Consider the following 16830-nt stretch of genomic DNA (forward strand, 5'->3'; position numbering starts at 1 on the left):
AGCACGTAATCAAACAAAACAACCGGAGGATGCGATGGGCGTCAGATCCTCCGGTTGTGAACAGTCAGTAAAACAGAGTCAGTTTATTACCAGCCTGTCTTAGAAGTTATCAATTACTTCCCGGTTGGCGCGGGTGCCCAGGGCCTGGTAGATGGTCTGACTGATATTCTCCGAAATGAATCGGCAGGAACCGTCGGCCAGTCCGACCTGAACGCCCCCGGTATGCTGGCTGCGGGCGGCGGCGATCTGGGTTCCGTCGTTCGCTTCCGTACAGGGCAATTCGGCAGTGTTGGAGCACTTGGGCAGAATGTCTGCCACAGTGCTGTTCGGGTTACGGCCGGTACTGAAGGCGGAGCCCCCCATGCCGGAATAGACCCAGGCACCACGGGCATCGGAGGTATTATCGTTGAGGTAGTTCAGTTCCCCGGTCAGCAGGGTGTTACTGGTACCATCCTTGATGTCTCGGATGCTGATCGAAGAGTTGATCGTAAAGATGCCGCCATGAGTATTGGTGTAGGATTCGGTCAGATTGCCGTTTCCGTAGTTGGCAGCGTAGTTACCGCGGGACATGTGCTCCAGCGAACGGAACGCGACATTGCTGCGACGATCCCAGGGATGACTGGGGCAACGGTAAGCCGCAGGAGCATAATGGCCGAAAATATTATTCATGTAATCCAGGGGATCGCGACCGTTCAACACGGGCGCGGCATTATCCCAGAGCGAGCTCTGTTCCATTTGTGGCAGGATGTAAACCAGCCAGTTACCACCCAGGCTGTGCTGATCGGTACATTCCTGGAGACCGGTCAGGTTGGTGGGGGGAGTACCGCCACACAGACCAATGACACCACCAGGAGGGAAGACACCATGTGTGTCGTGGTAGTTCTGCAGGGCCAGGCCCAGCTGTTTGAGATTGTTTTTACATTGACTGCGGCGGGCAGCTTCGCGGGCCTGCTGCACTGCGGGCAACAGCAGCGCGATCAGAATAGCGATGATCGCGATGACCACGAGCAGTTCGATCAGAGTAAAACCACGACGGTTTTTTCCGGTGACGGACTCGGACGAAATCAGACGTAACATCTTCTTCTCCTTGATATGTAAATGAAAACTATAAGACAGACAGGCGGAGTAAATCGTGATGAATCGTCTTGCCTGCAGGGACGATTAAGGGTCGGTGTATTCCGGTGTCGGTGTGGAATCGCCGGGAACACCTTCTTCGGGTTCTCCTGAGCAACCGGTAATGGACAGAGTCAGACAGAATACACAGCACAACAGCAGGTAGTATTTTTTCATGAGAATCAGCTCCTCTCATTCAGGAAACAACAGCTCAGCCGAAGAATGGGTTCAAACGCGCCATTCTCCGGCTGGCTCGTATAACAGCATTAAATCTGATAACCGCTTAGAAATTATCAATCACTTCCCGGTTGGCACGGGTTCCCAGAGCCTGGTAGATGGCCTGGCTGATATTTTCCGAGATGAACCGGCAGGAACCGTCGGCCAGTCCGACCTGGACGCCCCCGGTATGATGACTGCGGGAAGCCGCAATCTGGGTTCCGTCGTTTCCGGCGGTACAAGGCAGCTCGGTAGTGGTGCTACAGCTGGCCAGAATGTCGGCGGTTGTTGAATTGGGGTTCCGACCTGTACTGAAAGCGGAACCACCCATGCCGGAATAAACCCAGGCACCGCGGGCATCGGAGGTATTATCGTTGTTGTACATGAGCTCGCCGGTCAGCAGCGTATTGCTGGTACCATCTTTGATGTCCCGAATTCCGACTGCAGAGTTGATGGTAAAGACACCAGCATGGGTATTCGTGTAAGACTCTGTCAGGTTGCCGGAACCGTAGTTGGCAGCGTAGTTGCCGCGTGACATGTGCTCCAGAGCACGAAACGCGACGTTTGAACGACGGTCCCAGGGATGGCTCGGGCAGCGATAGGCTGCAGGTGCGTAGTGACCGAAAACGTTATTCATCGCGTCCAGGGGGTTTTTGTCTCCACTCAAAATCGGAGCTGCTTTTTCCCACAGTGAACTCTGTTCCATCTGGGGCAGGATATACAGCAACCAGTTGCCGCCCAGGCTCAAACCACTGCATTCCTGGCTGCCGGAAATGTTAGTCGGAGGATTTCCGGCACAGGTTCCAATCACGCCACCGGGAGGGAAGACGCCGTGCGTATCGTGATAGTTCTGCAATGCCAGTCCCAACTGCTTGAGATTGTTTTTGCACTGGCTGCGACGTGCGGCTTCACGAGCCTGCTGCACAGCGGGTAAGAGTAACGCAATCAGAATGGCGATAATCGCAATTACCACCAGCAACTCGATCAAAGTAAAACCACGACGATGTACTGCAACGGCAGTACGCGCGCCGGCAGGGCGCGAAAAGCGAAGAAGCATCAAAGCAACTCCCAAAAAACGAAGAGAAAAACAGATTGACTTGGCGTTTCAAGGCACTTTGATGCCGAGGATGGTCTTGACTGACCGTTTTGTCGGAAGGATAGGCAGGAAGGATGCTCCGCTACTCCGAAGTTGCGGGAATCCTACAAGGTGTTTATTAAGATTGAATGTCGAATAAATGAAATGTCGTTTCTAATCCGCCGGTGTGTTCTCATGCATACCATTCTTTTTTAAAAAAATTGTCTGATTGCCAAAGAAAGTCTGTAACACGTGCCAGAATCATCGTGTGAGCGGCGGTCTCAGTCTGGGCGGTGTAAAACCGGGCCCGGGATTGACGCGGCACAATGGTTGTCTCATAGTAAATAGAAACACTTTCCGCTCTGAACTCCTTTGCAAGAGCACCTCGACACCAGAAACACTCAGGAACCGACACCATGCTGCAGTCTTGCCGTTTCTCAATCCCCTCTTTTTTAAATTGTTCGCTCTGGCTGGCAGTCATCTCTCTCGTCTTCAGTAACAGCCTTGATACACAGCGTGCGCACGCCGCCGATTCTGTGCGTGTACTCTGTTACAACATTCATTACGGACAGGGAACTGACGGCAAATACGATGTAGCCCGGCTGGCGAAGGTGATTGCACAGACTAAGCCGGACCTGGTTGCCCTGCAGGAAGTCGATGTGGGTGTGAAACGATCCAGCCGCGTTCACGAAGCGCAGCGTCTGTCGGAAATGACGGGACTCGAAGTTCGCTTCGGACCGACGCAGCATTACGAAGGAGGGCTGTTTGGGAATGCAGTGCTGACCCGGCTGCCCATTCTGGATGTGATGATTCAGCCACTCCCCTACACCGAAAGTACGCCCGAACGGGTGACTTATCCACGCGGTGCAATCGTGGTGACCGTGAAGGGTCCCGATGGGAAGCCACTGCGATTCATCAGTACGCACTTTCAACATAATGTGCCTGAGGATCGGGTCGCGGAAGCCAAAGCCATCAATCAGTATTTCGCGTCTGAGTCTGAAGTCCCCACGATCCTGGCGGGAGACATGAATGCCCGCCCGGAAGAAGAACCGATTCAGGTACTGCTCAAACGCTGGACCAACGCCATCGATAAAGACGCGACGCCAACCGCGCCTGCGACGAAGCCCCGCTCCCGGATTGATTACATCTTTTATCGACCGGCGGCCCGGTTTGAAGTCAGCGAAACCAAAGTCATCAATGAACCGCTGGCCTCGGATCACCGTCCGGTGTTTGCCATCCTGAAACTCACACAGGAGTAACCCGATGCGAAACTGTCTTTTCTGGATGTGCCTTATCGCACTGCTGCTCACGAGTGTCACTCAGAGTGTGCGCGGCGCAGAACAGCAGGCGACGCCGGTGAGTTCGATCCGCGTACAGCCCGGTTTTCAGGTGGAACTGCTGCGTTCGGCGCAGGCAGGAGAAAGCTCCTGGATCAGCATGACCTTCGATGATCGGGGACGCGTGATCCTGGGACTGGACGATGTCGGCCTGGGTCGGCTCACTCTTAAAGACAAGACCGGTAAGGTCACATTCGAAAAAATCGACGACAAGTTAAAACACTGTCGCGGCGTATTGTATGCCCACGACAGTCTGTATATCAGTGAGACGAACGGCGAGGGGCTGCATCGATTCCAGGATACGAATGGCGACGGTCAGTTCGATCAGCGGCAGTTGCTGAAACCACTGGATTACCGCAGCCGGTTCGGTCATGGCAGTAATCAGATCGTACTTGGCCCCGACAAAAACATCTATCTGGTCGTCGGCAACGATGTGTCGTTTCCTGAGGGAGTCTCCCCCCAGTCTCCCTATCGCGATCCGCAGAACGATCAGTTGCTGCCTAACCCGCACGACGCCGGCCAGGATGATCGCGTCGGCTACATTCTCAAGACCGACCCGGCTGGGAAAACCTGGGAGATTCTCGCGGGGGGATTTCGGAACCAGGTCGACATCGCCTTTAACCCCGAAGGAGAGATGTTTACTTACGACGCCGACATGGAATGGGATATCGGCCAACCCTGGTATCGCCCGACCCGCATCAATCATATTATTCCCGGCGGTGAGTATGGCTGGCGGTGGGGAACCGGTAAATGGCCCGAGTATTATGCAGACAGTCTGCCCAGTACGCTCAATACGGGGCTGGGTTCTCCGACCGGGATGGTCTTCGGCACCGAGAGTCACTTTCCGACCCGCTTCAAAAACGCCATGTATATCGCTGACTGGCAGAATGGACGCATTCTGCTCGTGGATCTGATTCCTGCGGGAGCCAGCTATCAGTGCCAGTATGAAGTCTTTCTGGAAGGGGGACCGCTGAATGTGTGTGACATGCAGTTCGGGCCCGATGGTGCGCTGTATTTCATCACCGGTGGTCGCGGCTCACAATCGGGCCTGTATCGCGTGACGCCACGAGCCGACCAGAGTCCGACTTCCCAGGCGCCCGAGATCAGTGTGCAGGACCGTCAGCAGGGAGAAGCCGCCCGGCAGTTGAGGCGGAACCTCGAACCATATCTCAACTCCTCAGTACCTGAGATCGACGTGCTCTGGACGCCTCTGAGCAGCGATGACCGCTGGCTACGGTTCACCGCCCGCAAGGCACTGGAACATCAGGATGTCTCCCGCTGGCGTGAACGGGCACTTTCAGAAACAGCGCCGGTCGCAGCGATCGAGGCGTTGATTGCCCTGTGCCATCAGGGAACCCCTCAAGATCGAGACGCGGTCCTGACAGCGTTAAATCGGATCGAGACCAGCGCGCTATCGCAGGAACAGTTACTGGCGTTGCTCCGCGCGTATGAACTCTGTTGTATTCGACTCGGCAAACCGATGTCAGCCCAGGCTGCGACAATCAGGGCGCGACTGCGGCCCCTGTTTCCGCATGCGACCAGCAGCGCGAATCACATGCTGTGCGAACTGCTGGTCTATCTGAACGATGATTCTGTCGTTCCCCGAGCCATGACGCTGCTCGCAGATACGTCGCCCCAGGAAGATCAGATCCGCACCGCCCGCGCCTTGACTCAGGCGTCCCAAGGCTGGACTCCGAAAACTCAGCGTCAGTTCCTCGCCTGGCTGGGAACAGCCCGCCACTTTACGGGAGGCAAGCAACTGACCGAACGGCTCCGCGATATTCGTGTCGACTTCCTGAAGTTACTCAGCGACAAACAACAGCAGGAGTTCAGCCAGGAGATCGCTGCCCTCGATAAACCGCTGGAAGTGGAAGAAGTGGTTCCCGCGCGGCCGGTGGTGAAAGACTGGCAACTGACCGACCTCGAACCGCACCTGCCCGCGGTGACACAGAACCGTTCCTTCAAAAATGCGCGACAGGCGTTGCTGGCGGCAAACTGCCTCAAGTGTCATCGGATCGGCTCTACGGGAGCGCAGATCGGTCCGGATCTCTCGAATGTCGGCAAACGCTTTGACAGCCGGGCGATTCTGGAATCGATTATTGAACCGTCCAAAGTGATGGATCCGAAATACCTTTATACTGTCTACGTCCTCAGCAGCGGGAAGATCGTGACCGGCAGGCCCGTGGGAGTCAGTAAGACCACCATCACGGTTGAAACCGATCCGATTCGTCAGACCACGGTGCCGGTGCTTCGCGAGGAAATCGAGGAAGCCGTGCTTTCGAAGACGTCGCCGATGCCTGCCAGCCTGATCAATGTGCTCACGCAGGAAGACATTCTGGATCTGCTGGCTTATCTCAAAGCAGGCGGCGATCCCGGGGCTGCTGCGTTTCAGCAATCGAATTGAGTGAATTCAGAAAGGACCATCGCATGCCTGTGCTCAAGACATTGCTGATCCTGATCTGCAGCACGCTCAGCGTCGCGGCTGCGGAGCCGGTCAATCTCAACAGTCTCCCCTCTGACCTGTCGGTGCCTGAGGTCACGCGGGGCAGACCTGCTCCCGGCCAGCGGGTCTGGCAGACGAATCAGGGGTTTGAAAAAACCGAAATCGCTCATGCACTGTATCTGCCCACTGACTGGCGACCCGGGAAGAGGTATCCCGTCATTATGGAATACCCGGGCAACGGCGGTTATCGTAATGCCCTGAATGACGTCAGTCGAGGCCGAGTGCAGGACTGCAAACTGGGTTATGGTTTGTCCGGCGGTGTCGGTATGATCTGGGTCAGTCTCCCCTTCGTTGATCCGAAAACGGGTCAGCATGCCGTCAAATGGTGGGGCGATCCGGACGCGACGGCCGACTATTGCAAACAGACCGTGGCCCGCATCTGCAGGGAATATGGCGGCGACGCGGACAATGTCATCCTCACCGGCTTTTCGCGGGGTGCCATCGCCTGTAATTACATCGGGCTACGAGACGCGGAGATCGCCAAACTCTGGAAAGCGATGCTGCCCCACAGTCATTACGACGGCGTGCGCAAGTGGAATTACCCCGACAGTGACGCCGCGTCTGCCCGCCAGCGACTGGTGCGGCTCGGAACGCGTCCCCAGTTCATCAGCCATGAAAAGAGTACGCAGCAGACAGAAGCGTATCTTAAAGAGAGTGACATCTCGGGGCAGTTCACGTTTATGGCACTTCCCTACCCCAATCATTCCGATGAATGGGTGTTAAAAGATATTCCCCAGCGGAGCCGGGCGCGTGAATGGCTCCAGAACATTGTACAACCAACGGCAACCGACTGAATCCTTCCCCGAAACGAGGCACTCCCATGCACCGCATTGCTCTCTGGATGCTCTGCTCTTTCTCTGGTCTGCTCCTGCAGAATGTCACTCTTCGTGCAGCGGAACCGGAGCCACAACCCCGACCGCATATCGAGATCCGCGGGATCTACGGCGGTGCGCCGACTCATCTGCTGGAGCAGAACCGCAGTCTGCCCGAACTGGGAGTGAATGCGATCTTCATGGGCTCGGGCAGTCTGACAGCTGAAAGGATCGCTCAACTGAAGCGACAGGGGGCGCAAGTCTTTGCCGAGTTCAACACGCTGCATGTCGCCGGCTATCTCAAGGAGCATCCGGATGCGGCTCCGATCGGTGTGGACGGGAAGGTCTCGCCTCCTCCGCACGGCTGGCAGGGCATCTGTCCGACTCATCCCGGTTATCGGAAATATCGGATGGAGGAATTTCGTCGCGTGCTCAAAGAGTATGAGATTGATGGCATCTGGCTCGATTATCATCACAGCCATGCCAGCTGGGAACGGGCCGAGCCGGACATGCCGGACACCTGTTTCTGTGAACGTTGCCTGAAACAGTATCAACAGGATACGAAAACCAGTCTGCCCGAGGCACCGACGGCCGAACTTTCGCAACTGCTGCTGGGAGAACAGAAGGCGAAGTGGACACAGTGGCGGTGCGACGTTTTCACCGACTGGGTCCGCGAGTTTCATTCGATCATCGAGGAGACACGACCGAAAGCACTGCTGGGCACGTTCCATTGCCCGTGGACCGACACCGAATTCAACGGGGCGCTGAAAAACAAGCTGGCCATCGATCTCAAGGCCCAGGCGCAGTACATCGATGTTTTCAGCATCATGCCGTACCATGCCCGCTTCAATCACCCCGAGGACCCGGCCTGGATTTCCCGCCAGACGGCCTGGCTGGGAAAGTACCTCGGTATCAAAGGGCAGCCTGGCGAGCGGCACAAGATCTGGCCCATCGTGCAGCTCTCGGACTGGGGCGAAGCGGTGCCCGTTAAACAGGTGCAGCCGGTCCTCGACCATGGCACGCGTCTCCCCGCGACCGGGGTGATGGTCTTCCGCTGGGGTTCTTTGCATCCCCAGACCGACAAGGTGGAGGCGATGATCGAATACTATCGCGCGATTCAGCCGTGAGCCGTGCGGGAATGTGTTTATTGACAATCCGACAGGCGCGGTCTATAACCAACGCGAACTGAAATCACCTGCAGATAGACGGATTGCGACCATGCTGACAGTACTTTCCCCAGCCAAATCACTGAACCTGGATCCCCAGAAACAGACGACCAAATACTCGGCTCCCGAATTCCTCGAGGAAGCCGAAACACTCGTCAATAAACTGAAGCGGATGTCGCGGAAAGCGCTGGGCGAACTGATGAGCATCAGTGACGATCTGTCCGAATTGAACCATGGTCGGTTCAATGAATGGTCGCGTCCGTTCACGACGAAGAATGCCAAGCAGGCCGTGCTGACGTTTAACGGGGATGTTTACCAGGGCCTGAATGCCAGTCAGTTCAAAGCCCGCGACCTGGCGTATGCCCAGGATCATCTGCGAATCCTGTCCGGTCTGTATGGCGTGCTGCGTCCGCTCGATCTGATGCAGGCCTATCGGCTGGAAATGGGAACCAGTCTGAAGACACGGCAGGGGAACTCGCTGTACGATTTCTGGGGCGATAAAATCACCGAGTCACTCAAGGCGGATCTCGACCAGCAGAAACAGCGGGCCCTGGTGAATCTCGCTTCGAATGAATACTTCAAGTCGGTCAAACCCAAACAGCTGGGCTGTCCGGTGATTACGCCGGTCTTCAAGGAAATCAAGGATGGCAAATCGCGGACGATCGCCCTGTTTGCGAAGCAGGCCCGCGGTCGGATGGCGGCCTGGATGATACAGAACCGCATTGATGCCCCGGAGGATCTGACCGGTTTCAACCTGGATGGCTACGAGTACCAGCCCGATGAATCGACTGACAGCAAACTGACCTTTTCCCGCCCGCAACCACCGCCGGTCGGAAAAAAATAACTTCCACTTTCTCAGGATGAAAGCACAATGACGGAGCAGGCACTGCATCAGCAACTGGACCAGATGATTACCGGCTACTGGACGTCCCAGGCCATTTATGCAGCGGCGAAACTGGGAATCGCCGACCTGCTGGTCGACAACCCTCAGACTGCGGCCCAACTGGCGGCTGCTACCGACACGAATGCCGGCGCCCTGTATCGGGTGTTGCGTGCCCTGGCCAGCATCGGGATCTTTGAAGAAAACGAGCAGCAGGAATTCACGTTGACGCCGATGGCGGAATTTCTGCGGAGTGATGTCCCCGGTTCCAAGCGGGCGCTGGCGATGATGTCGGGGGATGAGCAGTTCCAGTGCTGGAGCGAGATCATGTACAGCGTAAAGACCGGGAAGACCTCATTTGATAAGGTCTTTGGGCAGCCGATCTTCGAATACCTGTCTCAGCATGAAGACAAAGGCCAGATTTTCGACCAGGCGATGATGGGCATTCATGGCCGGGAAACTGGAGAGATCATGCAGGCCTACGATTTCTCAGGCATTCAAACCCTGGTTGACGTGGGCGGCGGAAACGGATCGAACATTGCCCACATTCTGCAGCAGTACCCCGAGATGCAGGGTGTTCTGTTCGACCTGCCCCACGTTGTCGAACGGGCCCAGCCACATATCGAGGCAGCGGGACTGAGTGAGCGGTGCGAAATTGTGGGAGGCAACTTCTTTGAAGCGGTTCCCGGGAACGCGGATGCCTGGTTCATGCGGCACATCATTCATGACTGGGACGATGAAAAGTCGCTCACGATTCTCAAAAACTGTCACACCGCGATGCCGGCAGACGCTAAACTGCTGGTTGTGGAAAGTGTGATCCCGGCAGGTAACGAACCGTTCGCCGGCAAGTTCCTGGACCTGGTGATGCTGATGATTCCCGGTGGCAAGGAACGGACGGCCGAAGAGTATCGCAGCCTGTTCGCCGAGGCGGGCTTTGAGCTGACGCGCGTCATCCCGACAGAATCCGAGCTGAGCATTATCGAATGTGTTAAGCAATAGATCTGGAATACCGGTTGTCTGTCGGTCGATGCGATTCGTTCCGAATTGATGTGAGCTGAATTGAGGAGACGCTGAGATGACCGACGAAACCCATCCGCAACAACTGGAGCGGATGATTACCGGCTACTGTATTTCCCAGAGTATCTATGCCGCTGCCAAACTGGAAATCGCCGATCAGTTGGCCGCGGGTCCCCGGACCGCGGCACAACTGGCGGAGGCGACGCAGACCGATGCGGACTCGCTGTACCGTCTGCTCCGCGCCCTGGCCAGTGTGGGGATCTTTGCGGAAAACGAACAGGGGGCCTTCTCCCTCACGCCGCTGGCGGAACCGTTGCGGAGTGATCACCCGGAATCCAAACAGGCCTGCGCGATCATGAATGGCGAAGACCAGTTCCGGCCCTGGTGCGAAATCATTTACAGCCTGCAGACCGGGAAACCGGCTTACAACAAGATCTGGGGAACATCGGTATTTGAGTTTCTGGCCGAACACCCGGAGCAGGCGCAGATCTTTGACCGGGCGATGACCGGCATCCATGGTCGCGGGAACGATTCGATCCTGGATGCCTATGATCTCACTGATACCCGGGTTCTGGCGGATGTCGGCGGGGGCAATGGTCTGCACCTCGCTGGAATTCTGCAGGCGAACCCTCATCTGCATGGTCTGCTGTTTGATGTTCCGCATGTCGTCGAACGGGCCCAGACCCAGATCGACCAGGCCGGTTTGTCCGATCGCTGCCAGCTGGTCGGTGGTGACTTTTTCCAGTCACTGCCACAGGGACCAGATGCAATTCTTCTCCGGCACATCATTCACGACTGGAACGACGAACAATCACTCCGCATTCTCAAGAACTGTCATGCGGCCCTGCCGGACGGGGGTAAGCTGTTGATCCTGGAGAGTGTCATCCAGCCGGGCAATGCACCTTTCTGGGGGAAGTTCGTGGACCTGATCATGCTGCTGGTCACAGGGGGCAGAGAACGGACGGCCAAAGAATTCCGTCTGCTCTATGAGCGGGCCGGCTTTGAACTGACGCAGATTGTGCCGACTTCGTCCGATCTCTCGATTGTGGAAGGCGTCAAACGCTGATCGCTGCGATTGGGGGATCAGGGAAAGCGGACAGAAAGACCGGCACCGGCGAAGAAGTCGGACGCGCCTTCGCTCAGACCGACGCCCGCACTCCAGTCGAGCTGCACATTGTTATTGATCAGGAAGGTGAACCCGGCATCAAAATAGTGTTCCGTGCGGGCGGTACGGGCGCCGCTGGGAATCAGCACGAACCATTCGGTAAATGCGCTGAGTTGACTGTTCAACGTATAATTGACCGAGCAGGACTGGGCCATCTCCAGGAAGTACTTGCCGCTGGTGTCGATATCTGCATAGCCCTGCGTGGATGCAGCGACGGAGACAATCTGGTTCAGTTGCCAGGCATAGATCAGATCGACGCCCGGTTCCACATGCTGAGACGTAAAGGCCGGGCTCCCGGTCGGCACACTCATCGATGTAATCAGCGCCATTTCGGGCAGAATGCCTGCCTGAGGGGTTAAGGCAAACTGCAGTGCCAGATCCAGATCCTGTGTGCCGAAGGTGCTGTTATGGTACGTGCCGATCTGTGCTGTTTGTTGCAGGGGCGAAAAGCCGACGCGAAACTCCAGCCAGTCTGCCAGGATTCCCTGTCGCCAGAGGAACTCGCCAAAGGACTGATAGCGGACGTCCTGTCCCCCCTCGTTACTTTTCAGGTACGTGTAACCCGATTCAATCTGGGTTACGCCTTTTCCAACGGTCACCGAAGTGGAGGTGAAGTTGGGGCGATCGGTCTGCAGCGGTTTGTCCAGCTGAGGGCCGCCCGAACATTCCGGGCCCGCGTTCCACTGAAACAGGGTGCCACAACAGGGGGCAAAGTAGAGCCCCGTGACCGGCGCGACCGGCAAGGCCGCTGATTCTGTCTCGGTGAGTGCTTTGCCGAATTCACTCTGCTCGATGAGCAACGGCTCAGCTGCGGCATCACCTGCCTGTGCGCAGCAGAAATCGAGACACAGCAATATCAGGCAGGGTAAGCTGCGCAAGATTTGTGCCCTGATCGGTGTCAGACTGGTTCGCGAAATCGGCATAGAAGATTTATCGGAAAGCCTGCCTGACAGCGGTCAGGATTTCTGGAGAATCGCCGTGTGGCCCATATCTTCAGTGATGAAGGAGACACTGTGGTTGAGACTTCTCTTTCCGGGCTGACGCCGATCCGTAGGATGGTTTACCTGGAATGGGACACTGTTGGACGAAAACTGCGTGATTTTGCTGGAGAACGGCAGACGGTGGTTCTTTATTTGAACGATGCTTACCTGAATTCTTTCAAGCGGGGCTAACACCCTGCGGCTCATTTTTTTCTCTGGGAGGTCTTTCAGCATGGTTATGTATTTTGCGGAAGGGCGCGTGGGGGTCAAGCGGAGATTGTGCTCCTGGTCGGTGGTGAATGGCTCTGAATTATCAGTGAGATGCATTTCAAATGCGTTGAGTGTGCTGCGAAATGATTTGAAATTGTACGACACAGAACGCACTGGTTCGGATTGTTCCGGTGAAAAGCGGACGAAATCGACGGCGATTCAGGTGTTTCTGAATCAGTTATGGTCCGTGTTCCAGTGCACGCATCATCCGCCTCGCGCGCGAAGCAGAATTACACAAGATAGGGTTTGGCAGAAGCCGATCAAGTTCAGTTTCTTCAGTGAAAAGAACTGAACCGTTCCAGTGCTCAAAACGGAGTAGTGAATTCAACAGAAAAACGCGTTTACTCTGAATGTGAAATTTTCGGACCAAGCGCAGCCGGTGATTGACCTGTTGAAGGAGTTCCTTCAAAATCGAAAAGATCAATTCCATGTGTCTGTTTAGCCGGTGCCTGTTTAGAAAGAGAAGACAATGTTACGCCCCTGCCGACTGCTGATGATGACTGTGCTGTTGTGTCTGACTCTGTTTCACTGCGTAACGGGAGCCGAACCGCTGATTGTGGCTCACAGGGGGCTGTTGAAAGTCGCGCCGGAAAACACGCTGGCCAACTTCCGGGCCTGCCTGGAACTGCGACTCGGTTTTGAATTCGATGTGCAGCGAACCCGAGACGGCCACCTGATCTGCCTGCACGACACGACCGTCAACCGCACTACCGACGGCACCGGAAAGGTAGCGGACCTGACGCTGGCGGAGATTCAGAAGCTGGACGCAGGCAGCTGGTTTGACAGTCAGTTCACGGGCGAACGGGTGCCAACGATTGATGAAGTTCTGGAGCTGGTTTCCCGCTATCGTCAGCACGAGATTCTGGTCGCCGTCGACTTTAAAGATGCGGACGTGGAACAGGATGTGGTACGACTGGCCGAAAAACATGCAGTACTGTCAAAGCTGATCTTTATCGGTAGAACGATTCAGGAATCTGAGGTCCGCGACAATCTCAAAGCGGCTTCCCCGAAAGCGGAGACCGCAGCAGTGGCTAATAATGCGGGCGAATTCAAAGACGCGCTCGGTGCGGGTAATGCAGACTGGGTTTACCTGCGGTACCTCGCACCGGCCAGTGAAATTCAGCAGGTACACCAGGCGGGCAAACGCACGTTTATCGCTGGACCGACGGTCAGCGGCGATCTGCCTGCCAACTGGCGGCGGATCACCGCGGCGGGCGTGGATGCGATTCTGACTGATTATCCACTTCAGTTGCGACTCGCGTTGAAACAGCAACAGTGAATCGGAGTCAGTTGGAGCGCAGCTGATTCTCTCGATCTTTGACAATTTGATTATGAACAGAACGGGCAGCAGAACAGGGGCTCTGGAGGAGATCTGGTTGAAATCGTGTGCGGAGTATGCATAATGGATTGATATCACAGCGTCTCTGAGCTCTTTCTAATTAAAGTCGAGAATCCCATGTCGCCGTTAGGACTTGAGGATCAGGTTATCGTGGCCCTGCGTCGCATCACGCGTGCGATCGATTTGCATTCGCGAAACCTGATGCAGGAAATCGGACTGACTGCCCCGCAACTGGCAGCGCTGCAGACGATTGCGCGGCGACAGCCGATTACGGTTGGGGCGCTGGCGAAATCGATTCATCTGAGCCAGGCGACGCTGACGGGAATTCTGAGTCGACTGGAATCACGGCACCTGGTCTCCCGCTCCCGTCGTGGAGCGGATAAGCGGACCGTGGTGGTGGAGTTGACAGACGAAGGCCAGGCAATGCTCAAGAACGCGCCGTCGCTGCTGCAGGATCGCTTTCGTCGTGAACTGTTGACACTGCAGCAATGGGAACAGACGCAGATGCTGGCTACGCTGCAGCGGATCGCTACGATGATGGACGCGGAAGATATCGATGCTTCTCCCGTGCTGTCGGCGGGTGATGTCTCGTCTCATACCGGACCGGCAGAACCGGATACCGACGCGTTTCACGAGCAACAGAACCTGGATTCCCACTCCTGAGGTCTCTGGTTTACAGGTTTATTATCAAATAGTCGGAATTTTCGACTAAAACCGGTTCTGAGGGTCGCAGCAACGACTGCTAAACAGAGTTGAGCCTGTTCACGCAGGGGCAAACCGAGCTTGCCTTTGAGAACGATTTGAGCCCTGACAAGACCAGAATCGTGATCAAGGAACAGGGAACCCCCAATCCACCTGCATTTCCAAATCTGGGGGTTGACATTTTGATATATATTGAGTACAAAGTATTGAACACTAACTAATTCTGCCAAGTGATGTCGTTTCACCACTGAGCCACGCGTTTCAGAACACAAGAAATCGTCTATATTAAGTTAAAATTAAGACACCAATGTGAAACTTGACAATCACATATGACTCGCAGTTTCAAAATAATGTATTTTGAATTTACTTTGTAGTCTAATCATTTTCCTAGAGCGACTTGCTCGGAATCCCATAAAAAGCCAAATGGATACGGCCCAAAAACTCATTTTTCGCGAGCCCCGAGTGGAAGATGCGCTCGCGATTTCCCGCCTCATTAAACGCTGCCCTCCTCTGGACGTAAATTCCACTTACGCCACCATGCTGCTATGTCGTGACTTTCACGATACTTGCGTTGTTGTGGAGCAGGACTCGGAAGTCCTGGCATTTCTATCCGCTTATCGACCTCCACAGCGAGAGAATACGATCTTTATCTGGCAAGCCGCCGTAGACAGTCGCCTGCGTTCCCAGGGAGTTGCCTCCCGAATGCTGGACGACCTGCTGTCGCGGGAGTCGCTCGCCGACGTTAACCACCTGGAGACGACGATTACACCTTCGAATCAGTCGTCCCAAAAACTGTTTCGCTCACTGGCGAAACGTCTTAATACGGAATGTCGATCGGTAGAAGGATTTCCTGCTGCACTGTTTGGTGAAGTCGAAGAACACGAAGCAGAAGATCTCTACCAGCTTGGTCCATTCACACTTAAACCCGTTCATGGAGAGAAACCAGTAATATCATGAGTATATTCAAACGACTCGAATCAAACGTTCGAGGTTACTGCCGCTCGTTCCCAACCACATTCACCAAAGCACAGAACGCAACTTTGCGTGATGACAAGGGAAATGAATACATTGATTTCCTGGCAGGAGCCGGCTCACTCAACTATGGTCACAACAACCCGCAGCTGAAAACCAAGCTGCTGGAGTTTCTGGAACGGGACGGCATGCTGCATGGTCTCGACATGCACACCGATGCCAAAGAACGCTTCCTGGAAGTCTTCGAAAAGCGGATTCTGTCCCCACTGGAACTGGATTACAAGCTGCAGTTCACCGGCCCCACCGGCACCAATGCTGTGGAAGCTGCATTGAAGCTGGCACGTAAGGTTACCGGACGGACCAATATTGTTTCGTTCACAAACGGTTTCCACGGCGTGAGCCTGGGATCGGTCGCCGCGACCGGCAACAGCCACTTCCGCGATGCAGCCGGCACGCCTTTGAACAACGTGACCTTCATGCCTTACTACGGCTACCTGGGTGACAACATCGACACCCTGGAATATTTCGAAGCCCTGCTCAAAGACAACAGCAGTGGTCTGGATCTCCCCGCAGCGGTGATTGTGGAAACCGTGCAGGGTGAAGGCGGCGTGAATGTCGCTGGCATCGAATGGCTGCAGCAGTTGGAAACCCTGTGTCAGGAACATGGCATGCTGCTGATCGTCGACGATATTCAGGTCGGCTGTGGACGTACCGGTGACTTCTTCAGCTTTGAACAGGCTGGAATCGTGCCGGATATCGTGACTCTTTCGAAATCACTGAGTGCCTACGGACTGCCGATGTCACTGGTACTGATGAAATCCGAACTGGACCAGTGGGAACCCGGCGAACACAACGGTACCTTCCGTGGAAATAACCTGGCATTCGTTTCCGCTGCCGAAGCAATCGAATATTACTGGGGCGATTATCAGCTGTCTCGCGAAGTCAAACGCAAAGGCGAACTGATCCAGGAACGCCTGCAGGATATCGCTGACAGTATCATCGACGTTGATCTTGAAGTCCGCGGACGTGGTATGATCTGGGGACTGGCCTGCCAGGAATGTCCGGATCTGTCGGGTAAGATCACCGAAGCTGCCTTCAAGCGGGGTCTGATCATTGAGACCAGTGGTACTGACAGCCATGTACTGAAATTCCTGCCGCCATTGACCATCGAAGAAGATCTGCTGACGCAGGGACTCGATATCGTCGCCGAAAGTTACAAAGCGGTTCTGGAAGACGAAGTCATTATGAAAGAACTGGGTCTGATCACCAGCGAGTGATCAGTC

The 16830-nt window shown here is 55.4% G+C and carries 15 protein-coding genes; 11 read left to right on the forward strand and 4 right to left on the reverse strand.

Annotated features, from left to right (window positions below):
* Positions 1-99: 99 nt before the first annotated feature.
* From HG66A1_RS23045 to HG66A1_RS23050, 3 genes are all read right to left on the reverse strand, one after another.
* Entirely contained in the window at positions 100-1077 is a 978-nt protein-coding gene (locus HG66A1_RS23045; protein WP_145189628.1) for a DUF1559 domain-containing protein, read from the reverse strand.
* 84 nt (positions 1078-1161) lie between these two features.
* Entirely contained in the window at positions 1162-1290 is a 129-nt protein-coding gene (locus HG66A1_RS32680) for a hypothetical protein (protein WP_261344694.1), read from the reverse strand.
* Positions 1291-1396: 106 nt separating this feature from the next.
* Positions 1397-2386: a DUF1559 domain-containing protein gene (locus HG66A1_RS23050; RefSeq protein ID WP_145189631.1), complete on the reverse strand. Its 990-nt coding sequence runs from the start codon at positions 2384-2386 to the stop codon at positions 1397-1399.
* A 434-nt stretch (positions 2387-2820) separates the two neighbouring features.
* Here HG66A1_RS23050 and HG66A1_RS23055 point away from each other — a divergent pair, with 434 nt between their 5' ends.
* The 7 genes from HG66A1_RS23055 to HG66A1_RS23085 all read left to right on the forward strand — a co-directional run bounded on the left by HG66A1_RS23055 (position 2821) and on the right by HG66A1_RS23085 (position 11185).
* Positions 2821-3663 (forward strand): endonuclease/exonuclease/phosphatase family protein, encoded by an 843-nt coding sequence (locus tag HG66A1_RS23055; protein ID WP_145189634.1) that lies wholly within the window; start codon positions 2821-2823, stop codon positions 3661-3663.
* A 4-nt stretch (positions 3664-3667) separates the two neighbouring features.
* Positions 3668-6145 (forward strand): c-type cytochrome, encoded by a 2478-nt coding sequence (locus HG66A1_RS23060; RefSeq protein ID WP_145189637.1) that lies wholly within the window; start codon positions 3668-3670, stop codon positions 6143-6145.
* Between the two features lie 23 nt (positions 6146-6168).
* Entirely contained in the window at positions 6169-7038 is an 870-nt protein-coding gene (locus HG66A1_RS23065; protein ID WP_145189640.1) for a hypothetical protein, read from the forward strand.
* Positions 7039-7064: 26 nt separating this feature from the next.
* Positions 7065-8183: a hypothetical protein gene (locus HG66A1_RS23070; RefSeq protein ID WP_232106652.1), complete on the forward strand. Its 1119-nt coding sequence runs from the start codon at positions 7065-7067 to the stop codon at positions 8181-8183.
* Between the two features lie 91 nt (positions 8184-8274).
* On the forward strand, positions 8275-9066 hold the full coding sequence (yaaA, locus tag HG66A1_RS23075; protein WP_145189643.1) for a peroxide stress protein YaaA: 792 nt from the start codon (positions 8275-8277) through the stop codon (positions 9064-9066).
* A 27-nt stretch (positions 9067-9093) separates the two neighbouring features.
* On the forward strand, positions 9094-10101 hold the full coding sequence (locus HG66A1_RS23080; RefSeq protein ID WP_145189647.1) for a methyltransferase: 1008 nt from the start codon (positions 9094-9096) through the stop codon (positions 10099-10101).
* A gap of 76 nt (positions 10102-10177) precedes the next feature.
* Positions 10178-11185, forward strand: coding sequence for a methyltransferase (locus tag HG66A1_RS23085; RefSeq protein ID WP_145189650.1), 1008 nt, complete (start codon positions 10178-10180; stop codon positions 11183-11185).
* Positions 11186-11202: 17 nt separating this feature from the next.
* Here the strand turns inward: HG66A1_RS23085 and HG66A1_RS23090 are convergent, their stop codons facing one another.
* Positions 11203-12162, reverse strand: a complete 960-nt coding sequence (locus HG66A1_RS23090; protein WP_197996762.1) for a transporter — start codon at positions 12160-12162, stop codon at positions 11203-11205.
* A gap of 841 nt (positions 12163-13003) precedes the next feature.
* Between HG66A1_RS23090 and HG66A1_RS23095 the strand changes: the two genes are divergently transcribed.
* From HG66A1_RS23095 to ectB, 4 genes are all read left to right on the forward strand, one after another.
* Positions 13004-13813 (forward strand): glycerophosphodiester phosphodiesterase, encoded by an 810-nt coding sequence (locus HG66A1_RS23095; RefSeq protein WP_145189656.1) that lies wholly within the window; start codon positions 13004-13006, stop codon positions 13811-13813.
* A gap of 177 nt (positions 13814-13990) precedes the next feature.
* On the forward strand, positions 13991-14536 hold the full coding sequence (locus tag HG66A1_RS23100) for a MarR family winged helix-turn-helix transcriptional regulator (RefSeq protein ID WP_145189660.1): 546 nt from the start codon (positions 13991-13993) through the stop codon (positions 14534-14536).
* 462 nt (positions 14537-14998) lie between these two features.
* Entirely contained in the window at positions 14999-15532 is a 534-nt protein-coding gene (gene ectA, locus HG66A1_RS23105; RefSeq protein WP_145189663.1) for a diaminobutyrate acetyltransferase, read from the forward strand.
* Complete coding sequence (ectB, locus tag HG66A1_RS23110) at positions 15529-16824, forward strand: diaminobutyrate--2-oxoglutarate transaminase (protein ID WP_145189666.1); 1296 nt, start codon at positions 15529-15531, stop codon at positions 16822-16824. Before ectA ends, ectB begins: the two co-directional genes overlap by 4 nt.
* The last annotated feature ends 6 nt before the right edge of the window (positions 16825-16830 follow it).

This window comes from Gimesia chilikensis (assembly GCF_007744075.1).
Lineage (GTDB): Bacteria > Planctomycetota > Planctomycetia > Planctomycetales > Planctomycetaceae > Gimesia > Gimesia chilikensis_A.

What these genes read in the sequence shown, in the direction of transcription:
- HG66A1_RS23045 (WP_145189628.1), bottom strand. Translation starts at nt 1,077, where the DNA reads ATGTTACGTCTGATTTCGTCCGAGTCCGTCACCGGAAAAAACCGTCGT.
- HG66A1_RS32680 (WP_261344694.1), bottom strand. Translation starts at nt 1,290, where the DNA reads ATGAAAAAATACTACCTGCTGTTGTGCTGTGTATTCTGTCTGACTCTG.
- HG66A1_RS23050 (WP_145189631.1), bottom strand. Translation starts at nt 2,386, where the DNA reads ATGCTTCTTCGCTTTTCGCGCCCTGCCGGCGCGCGTACTGCCGTTGCA.
- HG66A1_RS23055 (WP_145189634.1), top strand. Translation starts at nt 2,821, where the DNA reads ATGCTGCAGTCTTGCCGTTTCTCAATCCCCTCTTTTTTAAATTGTTCG.
- HG66A1_RS23060 (WP_145189637.1), top strand. Translation starts at nt 3,668, where the DNA reads ATGCGAAACTGTCTTTTCTGGATGTGCCTTATCGCACTGCTGCTCACG.
- HG66A1_RS23065 (WP_145189640.1), top strand. Translation starts at nt 6,169, where the DNA reads ATGCCTGTGCTCAAGACATTGCTGATCCTGATCTGCAGCACGCTCAGC.
- HG66A1_RS23070 (WP_232106652.1), top strand. Translation starts at nt 7,065, where the DNA reads ATGCACCGCATTGCTCTCTGGATGCTCTGCTCTTTCTCTGGTCTGCTC.
- yaaA (WP_145189643.1), top strand. Translation starts at nt 8,275, where the DNA reads ATGCTGACAGTACTTTCCCCAGCCAAATCACTGAACCTGGATCCCCAG.
- HG66A1_RS23080 (WP_145189647.1), top strand. Translation starts at nt 9,094, where the DNA reads ATGACGGAGCAGGCACTGCATCAGCAACTGGACCAGATGATTACCGGC.
- HG66A1_RS23085 (WP_145189650.1), top strand. Translation starts at nt 10,178, where the DNA reads ATGACCGACGAAACCCATCCGCAACAACTGGAGCGGATGATTACCGGC.
- HG66A1_RS23095 (WP_145189656.1), top strand. Translation starts at nt 13,004, where the DNA reads ATGTTACGCCCCTGCCGACTGCTGATGATGACTGTGCTGTTGTGTCTG.
- HG66A1_RS23100 (WP_145189660.1), top strand. Translation starts at nt 13,991, where the DNA reads ATGTCGCCGTTAGGACTTGAGGATCAGGTTATCGTGGCCCTGCGTCGC.
- ectA (WP_145189663.1), top strand. Translation starts at nt 14,999, where the DNA reads ATGGATACGGCCCAAAAACTCATTTTTCGCGAGCCCCGAGTGGAAGAT.
- ectB (WP_145189666.1), top strand. Translation starts at nt 15,529, where the DNA reads ATGAGTATATTCAAACGACTCGAATCAAACGTTCGAGGTTACTGCCGC.